General features: G+C 70.5%; 14 protein-coding genes. 5 read left to right on the forward strand and 9 right to left on the reverse strand.

Annotated elements, in window-relative coordinates:
• Positions 1–133 precede the first annotated feature (133 nt).
• Positions 134–793: a TVP38/TMEM64 family protein gene (locus tag NJE57_RS00790; protein ID WP_319026471.1), complete on the forward strand. Its 660-nt coding sequence runs from the start codon at positions 134–136 to the stop codon at positions 791–793.
• Between the two features lie 18 nt (positions 794–811).
• Here the strand turns inward: NJE57_RS00790 and NJE57_RS00795 are convergent, their stop codons facing one another.
• Positions 812–1,624: a DUF3097 domain-containing protein gene (locus tag NJE57_RS00795; protein WP_319027038.1), complete on the reverse strand. Its 813-nt coding sequence runs from the start codon at positions 1,622–1,624 to the stop codon at positions 812–814.
• Positions 1,625–1,701: 77 nt separating this feature from the next.
• On the opposite strand from NJE57_RS00795, the gene NJE57_RS00800 reads away from it, so the two are divergent.
• Complete coding sequence (locus NJE57_RS00800) at positions 1,702–2,514, forward strand: hypothetical protein (protein ID WP_319026472.1); 813 nt, start codon at positions 1,702–1,704, stop codon at positions 2,512–2,514.
• Positions 2,515–2,600: 86 nt separating this feature from the next.
• On the opposite strand, the gene NJE57_RS00805 is transcribed toward NJE57_RS00800, so the two are convergent.
• The 8 genes from NJE57_RS00805 to NJE57_RS00840 form a co-directional block, all read right to left on the reverse strand.
• Positions 2,601–3,647: a ferrochelatase gene (locus NJE57_RS00805; RefSeq protein ID WP_319026473.1), complete on the reverse strand. Its 1,047-nt coding sequence runs from the start codon at positions 3,645–3,647 to the stop codon at positions 2,601–2,603.
• Between the two features lies 1 nt (position 3,648).
• Entirely contained in the window at positions 3,649–4,494 is an 846-nt protein-coding gene (gene inhA / locus NJE57_RS00810) for an NADH-dependent enoyl-ACP reductase InhA (RefSeq protein WP_319027040.1), read from the reverse strand.
• 91 nt (positions 4,495–4,585) lie between these two features.
• Entirely contained in the window at positions 4,586–5,317 is a 732-nt protein-coding gene (fabG1, locus tag NJE57_RS00815; RefSeq protein ID WP_319026474.1) for a 3-oxoacyl-ACP reductase FabG1, read from the reverse strand.
• 54 nt (positions 5,318–5,371) lie between these two features.
• Positions 5,372–6,352, reverse strand: a complete 981-nt coding sequence (locus tag NJE57_RS00820) for a VWA domain-containing protein (protein WP_319026475.1) — start codon at positions 6,350–6,352, stop codon at positions 5,372–5,374.
• Positions 6,349–7,359 carry a DUF58 domain-containing protein gene (locus NJE57_RS00825; RefSeq protein ID WP_319026476.1) on the reverse strand — a complete coding sequence of 337 codons (1,011 nt, stop codon included), beginning with the start codon at positions 7,357–7,359 and terminating at the stop codon, positions 6,349–6,351. Before NJE57_RS00825 ends, NJE57_RS00820 begins: the two co-directional genes overlap by 4 nt.
• Complete coding sequence (locus tag NJE57_RS00830; protein ID WP_413464333.1) at positions 7,356–8,420, reverse strand: AAA family ATPase; 1,065 nt, start codon at positions 8,418–8,420, stop codon at positions 7,356–7,358. Before NJE57_RS00830 ends, NJE57_RS00825 begins: the two co-directional genes overlap by 4 nt.
• A 156-nt stretch (positions 8,421–8,576) precedes the next feature.
• Positions 8,577–10,010 carry an NlpC/P60 family protein gene (locus tag NJE57_RS00835; protein ID WP_319026477.1) on the reverse strand — a complete coding sequence of 478 codons (1,434 nt, stop codon included), beginning with the start codon at positions 10,008–10,010 and terminating at the stop codon, positions 8,577–8,579.
• A gap of 391 nt (positions 10,011–10,401) precedes the next feature.
• A complete protein-coding gene (locus tag NJE57_RS00840; RefSeq protein WP_319026478.1) occupies positions 10,402–10,932 on the reverse strand; it encodes a DUF6676 family protein in 531 nt (176 codons plus the stop codon).
• Between the two features lie 247 nt (positions 10,933–11,179).
• On the opposite strand from NJE57_RS00840, the gene acnA reads away from it, so the two are divergent.
• The 3 genes from acnA to NJE57_RS00855 all read left to right on the forward strand — a co-directional run bounded on the left by acnA (position 11,180) and on the right by NJE57_RS00855 (position 15,524).
• On the forward strand, positions 11,180–13,993 hold the full coding sequence (gene acnA, locus NJE57_RS00845; protein ID WP_319026479.1) for an aconitate hydratase AcnA: 2,814 nt from the start codon (positions 11,180–11,182) through the stop codon (positions 13,991–13,993).
• 92 nt (positions 13,994–14,085) lie between these two features.
• Positions 14,086–14,655 (forward strand): helix-turn-helix domain-containing protein, encoded by a 570-nt coding sequence (locus tag NJE57_RS00850; RefSeq protein WP_319026480.1) that lies wholly within the window; start codon positions 14,086–14,088, stop codon positions 14,653–14,655.
• Between the two features lie 26 nt (positions 14,656–14,681).
• Entirely contained in the window at positions 14,682–15,524 is an 843-nt protein-coding gene (locus NJE57_RS00855) for an aldo/keto reductase (protein ID WP_319026481.1), read from the forward strand.
• Positions 15,525–15,574: the final 50 nt, after the last annotated feature.

Consider the following 15,574-nt stretch of genomic DNA (forward strand, 5'->3'; position numbering starts at 1 on the left):
GTACCTCGTTCTCTTGTGGAGTGAAGGGGGTCACGACGAACTCTAATGCAGCCCCTCTGCCGGCTGGGACGTGACCATGTGCGCGGGGTCACCAGGGGGAGGGCACCGGGAGACCCGCGACTACAGTCGACCTGTGCGCGGACGGGTGATCTGGTGGGGGGCGGCCGTCCTGGCCGTGGTGTTCCTGGCCACCGTCGTCCCGACCCCCGGTCTGCAGCAGTTGCGCGACTGGGCGGATCAGCTGGGCCCGTGGTTCCCGATCGCGTTCTTCGCGGCCTATGCGATCGTCACCGTGGCCCCGGTCCCCCGGTCGACCTTCACCTATTCGGCGGCCGTGCTGTTCACGCCGGCCGTGGCGATCCCCTGTTCACTCCTCGCGTCCGGCATCGCGGCCACCCTGGCGTTCGTGGGGGTCCGTCGCCTCGGTCACCGGCGCACCGCCGCGCTGCGCGCGGACCCCCGTGTCGCGGCGATCGACGCCCGCCTCCGACGTCGCGGCTGGCTCTCGGTGGGGAGTCTGAGACTGGTCCCCGCCGCGCCGTTCTCGGTGGTCAACTACGCGGCCGCGCTCACGTCCATCCCCTACCGGCAGTTCCTGCCCGCGACGGTGATCGGCAGCACGCCGGGGACGATCGCGGCGATCCTGCTGGGACACTCCCTCACCGAGGGCGACGGGACCGCCGCCCTGTGGGCGACGGGCGCGTTCGCGGCGGTGGGACTCGTCGGCATGATCCTGGACGCTCGCCTGCCCGTCCGGGGCAAGGACGACGACGAGGTCGGCACTCCCGGGTGACCTGCTCCCCGTGGTGGATCAGACGGGCTCGGTAACGAAGTCCACTAGCCGTTCGACCGCACCCAGCAGGGCCGGCTCCACGTCCCGGTATGTGCTCACCGCGCCCAGGACCCGCCTGAAACCGTCGGCCGGGTCACCCCACCCGAGCCGGTCGCAGATGCCGGTCTTCCAGTCCTCGCCCCGCGGGACCACCGGCCATGTGTGGATACCCACGGCCCGGGGCTTGACCGCCTGCCAGATGTCCACATAGGGGTGGCCGGTCACCAGCACGTCGCCACCGAGCCCGGCGACGATGCGCGACTCCTTGCTCCCCGTGACCAGGTGGTCGACCAACACCCCCAGGCGCGCCTGCGGCGTCGGCCCGAACTCCGCCACCAGCGCGGGCAGGTCGTCGATCCCGTGAAGTGGTTCCACGACGATCCCCTCGACCCGCAGATCGTGGCCCCAGATCTTCTCGACGATGGCTGCGTCGTGGATGCCCTCGACCCAGATACGGCCCGCGCGCGCGGTCCGGGCACGCAGGCCCTCGACCTTCCGGGACCCGGACGCGGTGACCTTCGGGCCGGCCGTCACGACCGGCCCGGGCCTGCGCAGCGTCACCGGTGAGCCGTCGATGAGGAACGCGGACGGTGTCATGGCGAAGAGGCGGACCAGGCCGCGCCGGTCCTCGAGTTTGACGAAGTCGCCGTCGGGGGTGCGGGTGAATCCCACCACGGCACCGCAGAAGCCGGAGTCCGGGTGCTCGACCACCAGGTCGCTCTCGGCGACGACGACGGGGGTCTCCGGTCGGCGGCGCCGCGCCGTCCCGGACAGGATGTCGGAACCGTACATGTCTGCCATGGCCCGACACGGTAGTCGGAAACGCGCGCGGGGGGCGGGCGGCGCACCGACCGGTAGGATTGACCGTCATGTCACGCCCCCTCACCCGGAGCGCCGCGCTGTCCCCCGCGTGGCCGTTGCCGATGTTCCTCCTGCGCACCGCCTGGGGTGACCAGCCCTTCGACGAACTCACCGGGTACGTCTCGGGGCTGGCCGAGTCACACCTGGTCGAGATCTCGGGCGAGCCCGTTCGGATGCTCGACGGGATATCCCCCGCCTCCGGGCCCACGGCGCTGCTCCCCGGGCTCGTCACGGGTCTCCGGCGCTCGGGGCGCTCGCATCCCGCTCCCGAGTCGCTGGCCCTGCTCACCGCGGCCCCCGGGGACTCGTCGAGCCTTCCCACGGTCCCCGCGGTCCGCTCGGACGTGGCGGAGGCCGGGTGGGGAATCCTGGTCCGTGATCCGGTGAGCCGCGAGGCGGTCTGCCTGACCTGCGTCCGCCCGCACCCGGACGTCCTGCGCTGGCGGGCCCGTGGCGTCGCAGACTGTCCGGTGCCGCCACAGCCCGACGGGCCGTCCGGGGCACTGTTCGCCCTGGGGCAGGCGGTGGTCGAGGCGGCGGAGTTGATCGAGCGGACCGCGGCACAGGTGGGCCAGGGGGGAACTCTCGACCTCGATGCCCACGTCACCAGGTTGCCCGCCGGCCTACCGGCCCGCGTTCTCGAGCTGGTGGACAGGATCGACCGGGTGGAGGCGATCATCTCGGTCGCGCTGGCGCAGCCGGACGTGGGCGCCGACCCCGCCACGCGGGAACCGGTCCTACGACGACTCGTGGCCGTGAAGGACGCCGCTCGGCGCTCGGCGGTGGCCGCTGCTGGTGACGCCGCCCTGCGCGAGACCTGAGTCCGCGAAACCTGACGTCTCGAGGCCTGGAGCCTCGAGAACCGGGGCCTCGAGAACCAGCCGCGTTCCGGCTACCCCTCCGACGTCTACCGCGAGCAGCACCCCACCGCGCACCGGGCGCCATCGCGGTTGCAGCCCAGCGCGGGCACGTCGCCGAGCCTGTCACCGTTCACTCCGGACTCGACCTCGTCGAGGAGCTGCAGGACCATTCGGGCGAACTCCGGGCTCGGCCCGGGGGTGGCGCACCGGGTGACGGTCACGCCGAGTTCGCGCACCTCGTCCACCAGCTCGGTGTCCAGGTCCCAGATCACCTCGACGTGATCGGAGATGAACCCGATCGGGACGACCACCACGTCGCGGACGTTCTGGGTGTCCGCCAGTTCGCTGACGTGGTCCACCACGTCCGGTTCGAGCCACGGCACGCTCGGCGGGCCGGAACGCGACTGCCACACCAGGTCGTGCTCTCCAACCCCCGCGGCCTCTGCCACCAGCCGTGACGCCTCGGCGACCTGACGGCTGTAAAGGTGACCTCCGAGCTTCGGCGGCCCCGCCACAGAGTCCGCCGATTCGGGCACCGAGTGCGCGGTGAAGATGACCCGGGCGCCCGGGGCCGCCGACGCCACGGCGGCGCGGAGATCGGTCGCGAATCGCTCGATGAACAGGGGATGATCGTAGAACTGGCGGAGGCGGACCATCGTCGGCGCACCCGGCACCTGTTCGCGGGCGCGGGCGATGTCCTCCTGATACTGCGCACAACCGGAGTATCCGCCCCACGCGGAGGTGGCGAACACCGCCGCGGTGCGGACGCCGTCCGCGGTCATCTGCCGCACCGTCTCCTCGATCATCGGGTCCCAGTTGCGGTTCCCGAAGTACACCGGCAGGTCCCTGCCCCGGTCCGCGAGCTCCGCCTCGATGTTCGCGATTATCTCGCGGTTGAGGTCGTTGATCGGGCTGCGTCCACCGAGCTGCCGGTAGTGGGTGGCCACCTCCTCGAGTCGCTCCGACGGAATACCACGACCGCGGGTGACGTTCTCCAGGAACGGGATCACGTCGTCCTGGCCCTCCGGCCCGCCGAAGGACAGGACGAGCAGGGCTTCCACGGGCCCGGTCTGTTCGAGCGCGTCGCCTGCCATCTCAGTTCTCCTGTCCGCTGAACGAGACGGTGCCCGCGCCGCCGTCCGCGTAGATGACAGTCCCGGTCGTCGCCGACATGAGGTCTGACAGCAGTGCGACCGCGGTGGTCGCCACGGAGGTGGGGTCGTCCACATCCCACCCCAGGGGGGAGCGACGCGCCCATTCGGCCTGCATCTGGTCCAGCTCACCGCCGGGCCCCAGGGCGTCCCCGGCGATGGCCTTGGCCGCGAGAGTCTTGACCGGTCCGGCGGCGATGAGATTCGAGCGCACCCCCTCGGGACCGAGCTCGCGCGCCACGTAGCGGTTGACCGCCTCCAGAGCGTTCTTGGCCACCGACATCCAGTTGTAGAACGGCATGGAGGATCGCGGATCGAAGTCCAGGCCGATGATGGACGCACCCGGGTTGAGCAGCGGACGCACCGCCCTCGCGAGTGCCGCATACGAGTACGCGGAGACCTCCACCGCCACCGAGACGTCCTTCCACGGGGCGTCGAGGAACGGGTCCCCCAGGCAACTCGGCGGCGCGAACCCGATCGAGTGGACCACCCCATCGAGTGAGTCGGCGTGTTCCCTGACCCTGCTCTCGAGGGCCGCGAGGTCCTCCTCGCTCTGGACGTCCAGCTCGATCACCGGTGGTCTCTCGGGTAGCCGCTTCGAGATCGCCTTGACCAGTGACGGACGGCCGAACGCGGTCAGGATGACGGTGGCCCCGTGCAGCTGGCAGTGCTTGGCGATGTGGAAGGCGATCGAGGCGTCCGTGATCACCCCGGTGACGAGGATGGTCTTGCCCGCGAGGAGCCCGGCGGTGCCGGGTGCGCCGGTGGGGCTGGTGTGACTGTCCGTCATCGTGTCGTCCTTCGTCTCGTCCGCGCTCTTCTCGGTGTCGGTCATTCCGGTGCCGGTCACGTCAGCGTCGGTCACATCAGCGTCGGTCACGTCAGTGCCCCATTCCCATTCCACCGTCGACGGGCAGGACCGCGCCCGAGATGTACCCGGCGTCGTCCCCGGCGAGGAAGCTGACGGCCCCCGCCACGTCGTCCGCACTGCCCTTCCGTCCGAGCGGGATGGCCGCCACGGCGAGCGCCTGCGTCTTTTCGTCCAAACCCGCGGTCATGTCGGTGTCGATGAACCCGGGAGCCACCACGTTGGCCGTGATGTTGCGGGAGCCCAGCTCCCGGGTCAGCGAGCGGGCCATCCCGATCAGCCCGGCCTTCGACGAGGCGTAGTTGACCTGCCCCGCGGTGCCCGACTGGCCGACGACCGAGCCGATGAAGATGATGCGGCCGAACTTCGCCCGCAGCATCCCCCGCGACGCCCGCTTGGCCACCCGGAAGGCACCGGACAGGTTCGCCTCCACCACACGGGTGAACTGTTCGTCCTTCATCCGCATCAGGAGCGTGTCATCGGTGATCCCGGCGTTGGACACCACCACCTCGACCGGCCCGTACTCGGCCTCGACCGCGCTGAACGCGGCATCCACCGAGTCGGGGTCCGTCACATCGCACCGGACTCCGAACAACCCCTCGGGTGCGCCGGACCCCCGGTGCGTCACGGCGACACGGTGACCGTCGGCGGCCAGACGTTCCGCGACGGCGCGTCCGATCCCGCGGTTGCCTCCGGTCACCAGGACCGTTCGGGGGGTGGTGGTGAGAGTGCTCTCGGAAACCATGTGCACCAACCTATCGAACAGGGGGGGTGGCCCCGCGTGGGCGCACCGGCGGCGTCACGGGATGCGGCGGTGCGCCACCAGGGACCCCGCGGCCGCGAGCATCGCGAGCAGCGACCCCACGACGAGCCACGGCCTCGAGGCGTCGGCCTTCTTCCACTCGTAGCCGATCTGCTCCTCGAGGGTGCGGTAGACGGAATCGAGTTCCTCCAGGCTGGAGGCGGTGTAGAAGTCCCCGCCGGAGATCTCGGCGATGGTGCGCAACGAGGCGTCGTCGACCGGCACGGGTTGTGGGCGGCCCTGGATGTCGACCGTCCCGTAGAGGGTGCCGAAGGAGATGGTGGACACCGGGATGCCGGCCTCCTCGGCCCGTTCGGCGGCGGTGAACGCACCGCGCTCCTCGGTGGGGTCGGCGGGGACGGTCTCCTTGCCGTCGGAGAGCAGGACGATCCGCGCGGGCGGTGCCTGGTCGGGCCCGCCGAGACTCTCCGTGAAGGTGGTGACGGCCTGCGTGGCGGTGTAGATCGCCTCTCCGGTGGCGGTCCGCTCGTCCAGCCGCAGGCGTTCGACGGCCCGGACCACCGGTCCTCTGTCGGTGGTGGGTGCCACGAGCATCGATGCGGTCCCGGCGTAGGAGACCAACCCCAGGTTGACACCCGGGGTGAGGTTGTTGGCGAAGGTCGTGGCCGCCTGCTGGGCCGCCTCGAGTCGTGAGGGGGCGACGTCCGTGGCCTCCATGGACAGGGACACGTCGACGACGAGGATGACGGTAGCCCGGTTCCGTGGCACCTTCTGGTCCTTCTGGGGACCGGCGAGGGCCACCACCAGTGCGACCAGTGACACCACGAGCAGCACGGCCGGGACGTGGGTGAACCAGCGCCTACCGCCGCGGTCGACGGTTCGGAGGGCCCCGAAGTTGCCGAAGCGCACGGTCCGGCGTCGCTTCGACCGCAGGGCGATCACATAGCCCACGGCGAGCGTCAGCGGGACCACCAGCAGGATCAGCCACAGCGGGTGCTGGAACTCCGACAGGCTCATCGGTTGGGCCTCCCCGGTGTGGACCCGGTCGGTGTGGACCCGCGGGGTGTCGGGTGGTCGTCGGGTAGATCCCTGACGAGGTTCTCACCGGTGGGCAGGCCGCCCTGACGCCGTGCGCCGACGAAGTCGATCACGTCCCGGATCCAGTCCCGATCGGTCCGCAGTGCGAGGACCGGAGCGCCGCAGCGGCGGAGGGCGGCGTGGACCTCGTCGCGGTGGACCTCCGCGGCCCGGCGGTAGTCGGCCGCCAGCGCGTCGTCGACGTCCACCTCTAGCACCTCGCCGGTCGCGGGATCCTGCAGCAGTGCCGCACCCACCGCGGGCAGGGCGATGTCCAGGGGGTCGGCCACGTGGACGGCCAGGAACTCGTGGCGGGTCCCCAGGACGCGCAGGTCCCGTTCCCAGTCCACCTCGGCGAGGAAGTCGGAGATCACCACGACCAGGCCGTGGCGGCGGGCGGCGTTGCGCACGCCGCGGAGCGAGTCGGTGAACGTCCCTCCCGGCGAGGTGGTGGTGGCCGAACGTGAGACCTCCTCGAGCAGACGACGGACGTGGTCCCTCCCGCCCGTGGCCCGCAGGACCCGGGGCCGGCCCGTACCGGTGAGGACCATCCCGACGCGGCTGCCGCCTCCGGCGGACAGGAAACCCACGGTGGCCGCGGCCGCCTCGACGAGCCTGCGTTTGGTGCCGTGTCGCCCCTCGACATCGAGGCTGGGCGCCATGTCCACGACGATCCAGGTCTCCAGTTCCCGGTCCGCGATGGTCTGACGGATGTGGGGAACCGTGGTCCGCGCCGTCACCGACCAGTCCATCGTCCGGACGTCGTCCCCCGGCTCGTACGCCCGCGCCTCACCGGGTTCGGTCCCGGGACCGGGCAACAGTCCCCGGTGGTCACCGTTGAGGACCCCGTCGAGCCGGCGGGTTACGAGGAGTTCCAGTTGGGCGATGGCCGCGCGGGACGCCGCCGCGACCGGGTCGTCGCGGGTCCCCCCGTCCGGCCGGCTCACCGTGCGGGCGGCGGGCCGGGCTGCGCGGGGACCGCACTGATCTGCGGCAGCGGCACCGCCTCGAGCACCCGGCGCACGACGGTGTCGGCGGTGACCTCGTCCGCCAGTGCGTCGTAGGTCAGGACGAGGCGGTGCCGGAGCACGGCGGGCAGGACGTCGACCACGTCCTGGGGTACGACGTAGTCGCGGCCCCGGACCAGGGCCAGCGCCCGGGCGGCGGTGACGGCCCCGAGCGTCGCACGAGGCGACGCTCCGTACGCGAGCCACCGCGCCACGTCTTCGAGGCCGTGGCGGGCGGGTTCGCGGGTGGCGACGGTGACGCGGACGACGTAGTCGACCAACGCGTGGTGAACGAACACCTCGCGCACCGCGTCCTGTAGCCGGATCAACGCGTCCACCCCGAGTACCCGGGACGGCTCCGGCGGGCGGGTACCCATGCGGTAGACGATCTCCCGCTCCTCCTCGGGGCTCGGGTAGTCCACGACCAGCTTGAACAGGAACCGGTCCCGCTGCGCCTCCGGGAGCTGGTACACACCCTCGCTCTCGATGGGGTTCTGGGTGGCCATGACCAGGAACGGGGTGGGCATCGGGAAGGTCTGTCCGCCGATGGAGACGTGACCCTCCGCCATCACCTCGAGCAGCGCCGACTGGACCTTGGCCGGGGCGCGGTTGATCTCGTCGGCCAGCACGAAGTTGGCCAGGATGGGCCCGAGTTCGACGTCGAACTCCTCGCGTCCCTGGCGGTAGATGCGGGTGCCGACGATGTCCGCGGGGACGAGGTCCGGCGTGAACTGGAGTCGGCGGAAACTGCCCCCCACCACCCTGGCGAAGGTCTCCACGGTGAGCGTCTTGGCGACTCCCGGAACACCCTCGAGGAGGATGTGGCCGCGGGAGAGCAGGCCCACCAGGATCATCTCGATCAGCCGGTCCTGGCCCACGACCACCTTCTTGACCTCGTACACCGCCTGCTCGAGCAGCGCGGCGTCCGACGCGGCGGAGGACGCGGTCACCGCGGGGCGGGTGCCCGGGTCGGTCGACTGGTCGGGGTGGGGATCGCTCACCGCGGAGGGCTCCTTCGCGTGGTGGGGCGGTTCCGGCACGGGGCCGGACCGTCGTGGACGGACTGCAGATGACAGTACCGGTGTACGGCCGTACCCGGCCCGACCACTGGTCGGACCGGGCAGGGCGGGTCGGATGAGCGTGGCGGCGCGGCCTCGTCAGACCAGCCGGACCACCATGGGTGAGACCCCGGCCATCCGTACCGGCGAGATCTTGACGACGTCACCGGACTGCGGTGCCTCCACCATCCTCCCGTCACCCAGGTACAGCGCCACGTGTCCGGGCCAGAAGAGCATGTCCCCGCGCTTGCGCGTGGAGACCGGGAACTGGGGACCGGCGGTGTACTGGTAGCCGGTGTAGTGCGGCAGCGCCTTACCGATCCCGGCGAACGCGTAGATCATCAGTCCAGAACAGTCGAAGCCGATCTTGTTGTAGTCACCGTGGCTGTCGGCGACCCCGCCGTCCCGGATGCCCCGCGTCGGTCCCTTGGCGTCCCCACCGCCCCAGGCGTAGGGCACGCCGAGCTGGGACAGCGCCCGGTTGACCACCGTCTCGACCCGGGCCGAGGAGGACGGTGTGCCCGGGTCGCCCCCACCCTGACCGGGCGCGGGGGACGGCACGGCCGGCCCCTGCTGGATCGACCCGAAGTCGGCCCGCCCGATCGCGTCGGTGACCTGCCGGATGATCGCCTCGGTGTCGCCGCCCATCCCGGCGTCGACCGCTGCACCGACACTGCCGGCGTCGATCGCCCCGCCGACGGCCTGCGCCGCTCCGTCGGAGGATCCGCCGGCGAACTGGCGGACCGCGCCCAGATCGAGGTGGCCGGGCAGCGCCGAGGCGATATCCGCGGCCTGTCGGCCCGCGGCCGGGTCCTCGGCGAGGGCACGGACGGCCTCGGCCCGCATGGAGTCGCCGTCGACCGTGTACCGGTCGGCGGTCTGCGGACCCGCGGGAGTCGCACCGGACTCCGCGAGAGCGGACCGGTTCTCCTCGAGCGCGTCGGTCAGCTCGGCGACCTCGGTCTCGAGTGCCGAGACCTCCGCCGCGACGGCGGCCACCTCCGACTCGGCGGCATCGCGCCGTGACGAGGCGTCGGCGTAGCGCTGCTCGGCATCCTCCCGGGCGCGGGCCGCGTCGGCCTCGCGCCGGGCCGCCTCCTCGGCCGCCGCGACCATGTCCCCCACCACGTGCTGCTGGTCGGCGGCGGCCCGGTGGAGGAACTCCTGGCGACGGCCGGCGTCAGCGGGGCCGGCGGGGTCGAGGATCGCGGAGGCCACCCCCGGGGCGGTGCCCTGGCGGTGCAGCAGCCGGGAGTACTCGTCCAGGGTGCTCCTGGCGGTCTCCACACCGGACTCGGCCTGGTGCCGCTCCGTGACCGCACGGTCGGCGTCCGAGATGGCGCGGTCGAGCTCGATCCGCGCCATCTGCAGGTCCACCAGGGTCTTGTTGACCCCCTCCCGCTTGACGGCGATCCCCTGACGGGTGGCGTCGAGACGGGCGGACGCGTCCGCGACACCGCGGATCAGACCGCTGATGTCCCCGGTCGAGACCGCCGGGGCCTCCTGTGCCGCGGCGATCGGTACCTGGACCACGCCTGACGCGGTTCCCAGAACCAGTGCCGCCGCGAGTACGGCGCGACCCGGTACCCGTCCGGGACTCCGACGTCTCCGCGCTCCCGGAGCGCGGCTTGATGAATGGACAGGCTCCACGTTTCACCTTCCGATAACCGCACCAGGTGCGGCCGACCGCGCGACCCGCACGGCGGGACGCGTCACCGAGGAGGGTGAGGTTCTCGTGATGCCTTCCCCTGCGCCACTAGAGACTCATGCCTTCTCGGCAGAACCGATGGTTCCTCTAGCACCGTAGGTCACAGAAGACCCATCCGGAACATTGGGCGCCAAAATACACTGCTGTAACTCGCCTATCGCCAGGACGGGCGGCGTGTCGTGCGACCGGGTGGGGCGACTGGTGGCGCGGTATCGGTCAGCGCACGCGGCGACGGAGCGCGACCGCGAACGCCAGGACCGCGACGATCGCCAGGACCAGGACGACGGCCGAGTAGGCGCCCCAGGGCGGTGCCGGGGCGGTGACCTTGTGTGCGAAGACCGAGGCTGAGGCCACCGGGTCGAACTCCTCCCAGGCGTCGTCCTGGCCGGCCTCGAGTCGATGGCGCGGCACGGAGTCGCTGGAACTGCCCACAAAGACCGGGGTGCGCACGAGGATCGTGCCCTCGTACTCCTGGTTGAGCAGGGCCGCGAGATCGCGGGCGTCGGTGTAGACGGCCGCCGGGGCCTCCGTGTAGACGACCTTGAGGTCCAGCCCGCGATCCCCCGCGTCGGCGACCACGGTCCGCAGGCCCTCGACGAACGGCTCCGGCGAGGAGACCCCGTCGTCGGCCAGGTCCGCCACGACGGCCTCGTAGTCGAGCCACTGCGGGACCTCGCCCTCCTGCAACGACGCCGCCGGCTCCGCCTCGAAGGCCAGCGTGCTCACGGAATCGTCGGAGTTGTCCACGCGCCACATGGTGCCATCTCGTCGTCACCGGCGCCGAATACACGCGCCGGTCGGCGCGATAACCGCTTGGCGCCCCCACCTTCGGGCGTGCCGACACCTATACAGGACGGGCGTACTGGTAAATTGGGGGCCGCAACCGGGCGCGAGGGTCCACAATGGGCACTGTGTCCGCCCCGGCGTCGCCGCCTCGAGACACGCGGCGGCACCGGGAGGGATGAGAAATCGACACACCACGAGTGGAGCTGACGTGACAGCAAACATTGACAGCTTTGGCGCCAAGGGGACCCTAGAGGTCGGCGGCCAAGCCTACGAGATCTACCGCCTGTCGGCGGTCGAGGGAGCCGCGAAGCTCCCCTACTCCCTCAAGGTTCTCACCGAGAACCTCCTGCGCACGGAGGACGGCAAGAACGTCACCAAGGCGCACATCGAGGCCCTGGCGAACTGGGATCCCGAGGCTCAGCCCGACACCGAGATCCAGTTCACGCCGGCCCGCGTGATCATGCAGGACTTCACCGGCGTGCCCTGCATCGTCGACCTCGCCACCATGCGCGAGGCCGTCGAGAAGCTCGGCGGCGACCCGGACAAGGTCAACCCCCTCGCGCCGGCCGAGATGGTCATCGACCACTCCGTGATCATCGAGTCCTTCGGCGAGCGCGGCTCGTTCGACAAGAACGTCGAGATCGAGTACCAGCGCAACGAGGAGCGCTACCAGTTCCTGCGCTGGGGCCAGGGCGCGTTCGACGACTTCAAGGTGGTCCCCCCGGGCACCGGCATCGTGCACCAGGTCAACATCGAGTACCTGGCGCGGTCGATCATGGTCCGGAACGGTCAGGCCTACCCGGACACCTGCGTCGGAACCGACTCGCACACCACCATGGAGAACGGCCTCGGCGTGCTGGGCTGGGGCGTCGGCGGCATCGAGGCCGAGGCCGCGATGCTCGGCCAGCCGATCTCCATGCTCATCCCCCGCGTCGTGGGCTTCAAGCTCACCGGCTCGATCAAGCCGGGCGTGACCGCCACGGACGTCGTCCTCACGATCACCGAGATGCTGCGCAAGCACGGCGTCGTGGGCAAGTTCGTCGAGTTCTACGGCGCCGGTGTCGGGGCCGTGCCCCTGGCCAACCGCGCCACCATCGGCAACATGAGCCCGGAGTTCGGCTCCACCTGCGCCATGTTCCCCATCGACGGCGAGACCATCGACTACCTGCGCCTGACGGGTCGCGACGAGGAGCAGCTCGCCCTGGTCGAGACCTACGCCAAGGAACAGGGAATGTGGCTCGATCCCGAGGCCGACGAGCCCGTCTTCTCGGAGTACCTCGAGCTGGACCTGGGCGACGTCGTCCCGTCCATCGCCGGCCCGAAGCGTCCCCAGGACCGCATCGAGCTCGCCGACGCCAAGAGCGCGTTCCGCAAGGACATCCACAACTACGTCGGCGACGACGTCAACCCGCTCGGCGACACGGAGAAGGGCCGGATGCAGTCCGAGGGCGGGGCGCCGTCGGACAACGCCGGGCAGGCGACCCTGTCCCACGCGGAGGAGGGGTCGGTCCGCGCCGATGCCTCCGCCGGTGCCGAGGGCCGTCCGTCGAAGCCGGTCGAGGTCACCGTGGGAGACACGCAGATGGTCCTCGACCACGGCATTGTGTCCATCGCGTCGATCACCTCCTGCACCAACACCTCCAACCCGTCCGTCATGATCGGTGCGGGCCTGGTCGCCCGGAAGGCGCACGAGAAGGGCCTCAAGGCCAAGCCGTGGGTCAAGACCTCCATGGCCCCGGGCTCGCAGGTCGTCACCGAGTACTACGAGCGCGCCGGCCTGTGGCCCGATCTCGAGGCACTCGGCTTCTACCTCGTGGGCTACGGCTGCACTACCTGCATCGGTAACTCCGGCCCGTTGCCGGAGGAGATCTCCGAGGCGATCCAGGAGCACGACCTCACGGCGACCGCGGTCCTGTCCGGCAACCGCAACTTCGAGGGCCGGATCAACCAGGACGTCAAGATGAACTACCTGGCGTCCCCGCCGCTGGTCATCGCCTACTCGATCGCCGGCACGATGGACTTCGACTTCGAGTCCGACGCCCTGGGCCAGGACCAGGACGGCAACGACGTCTACCTCAAGGACATCTGGCCCACGTCCGAGGAGATCGAGGAGACCATCAAGGCGTCCATCTCCTCCAACGAGTACAAGTCCAAGTACGCCGACGTCTTCGCCGGCGACGACCGCTGGCGCGGGCTGAGCACCCCGGACGGACAGACCTTCGAGTGGGACGAGAAGTCGACCTACGTGCGCAAGGCCCCGTTCTTCGAGGGCATGGAGATGGAGCCGGCCCCGGTCACCGACATCACGGGCGCCCGCGTCCTGGCCAAGCTCGGAGACTCGGTGACCACCGACCACATCTCGCCGGCGTCGACCATCAAGCCGGGGACCCCGGCCGCGCAGTACCTCGACGCCAACGGTGTGGAGCGCAAGGACTACAACTCCTTCGGCTCCCGTCGCGGCAACCACGAGGTGATGATCCGCGGCACGTTCGCCAACATCCGTCTGCAGAACCAGCTGCTGGACGGCGTCACGGGCGGCTACACCCGCGACTTCACGCAGGAGGACGCCCCCCAGGCGTTCATCTACGACGCCGCGCAGAACTACGCCGAGAAGGACATCCCGCTCGTCGTGCTCGGCGGCAAGGAGTACGGCACGGGCTCCTCGCGTGACTGGGCCGCCAAGGGCACCAGCCTGCTCGGCGTGCGCGCCGTGATCACCGAGTCGTTCGAGCGGATCCACCGCTCCAACCTCATCGGAATGGGCGTCATCCCCCTCCAGTTCCCCGAGGGCGAGTCGCACGGGACCCTCGGTCTGGACGGAACCGAGACCTTCGACATCTCGGGTATCGCGGAGCTCAACAACGGCACCACGCCCAAGACGGTCAAGGTCGTGGCCACCAAGGAGGACGGCGGGGTCGTCGAGTTCGACGCCAAGGTGCGGATCGACACCCCCGGCGAGGCGGACTACTACCGCAACGGCGGCATCCTGCAGTACGTCCTGCGGAACATGATCAACAGCTGATCACCCTTCACCGTGTCGGCGGTGCGCGGCTCCACCCGTTATCTCGGGCCGGACCGCGCACCGCCGCGGTGTATCACGAGGAAGGTCGTCTGATGCCCAGGGTCAGCCAGGACCACATGGACGCCCGGCGCCACCAGATCCTGTCGGGGGCGCGGGAGTGCTTCGCCGAATACGGGTTCGAGGGCGCCACCGTGCGAAGACTCGAGGAGACGACCGGACTCAGTCGCGGGGCGATCTTCCACCACTTCGTCGACAAGGACGCGCTGTTCCTCGCACTGGCTCACGACGACGCCGAGGCGATGGCGGCGACCGTCGCCGAGCAGGGGTTGGTGCAGGTGATGCGGGAGATCCTCGCCGATCCGCAGGAGTTCTCCTGGCTCGGCACCCGCCTGGAGATCGCCCGCCGGATCCGCACCGACCCGGTCTTCCGCGAGCGGTGGACGGATCGGCAGGCGGAGGTCGACGCCGCCGTGCTCGCGCGCCTGCGGGAGCAGAAGGACTCGGGACGGATGCGCACCGACATCCCCGACGACGTGCTACGCGTGTACCTCGACATCGTGCTCGACGGGCTCATCACCCACCTGGCCACGGGACGGGGAACCGCCCACGTCAGCGCGATGCTGGACCTGGTCGAGGCGTCGCTACGCACCGGTCGCGACTGATCCCGGGACGCGCGTACGGTGGCCGCATGACCTCTTCCGCACCCCAGATCCCGCTGATCGACCTCAATGACGGCCGGGCGATCCCCCAGCTCGGCTTCGGCACTTACCAGGTCCCCCCGGCCGACACCGAGAAGGTCGTCTCCCAGGCCCTCGAGGCCGGATACCGCCACCTCGACACCGCGCAGATGTACGGCAACGAGGAGGGTGTCGGCCGCGCCGTCGCGGCCTCGGGAGTGCCGCGCGAGGAGCTGTGGATTACCACCAAGCTCAACAACTCCTTCCACGAGCGCTCGGCCGCTCGCGAGTCCATCGAACGCTCCCTCGAGGCGCTGGGCGGGCGCATCGACCTGTTCCTGGTCCACTGGCCGCTCGCGATGCACGACGACGTCGCCCGCGTGTGGGAGGTCATGGAGGAGATCCGAACCGACTTCCCCGTGGACTCGGTCGGCGTCTCCAACTTCACCCCGGCGAACATGGCCCGGCTCTCCGAGGCGGGGCTCAGCACCCCCACGGTCAACCAGATCGAGTCCAACCCCTACTTCGTCAACGACGAGGTGCGGGCGGCCTGCGCGGACAGAGGGATTGCCGTCGAGGCGTGGAGCCCGCTCGCGCAGGGCGCGGTGTTCGACGACCCGCAACTCACGGCGCTGGCCGAGCAGGTGGGCCGTTCGATTTCCCAGGTGGTGCTGCGGTGGGTGCTCCAGCGCGGCGACATCGTCTTTCCCAAGTCCTCGAGCCCCGAGCGGATGAGCCAGAATCTCGAGTTGTTCGACTTCGAGCTGACCGAGGAGCAGATGGGCTCGATCTCGTCCCTGCACAACGGCACCCGCTCCGGTCCGGACCCTGACACCTTCGACTGGCGCGGCTGAGCCCCCGCCCCCGCGTCCCCGCCTCCCCGACCCAACTCGTCCCCGGCGAG

The sequence above is a fragment of the Dietzia sp. PP-33 genome (assembly GCF_033790845.1).
Classification (GTDB): domain Bacteria; phylum Actinomycetota; class Actinomycetes; order Mycobacteriales; family Mycobacteriaceae; genus Dietzia.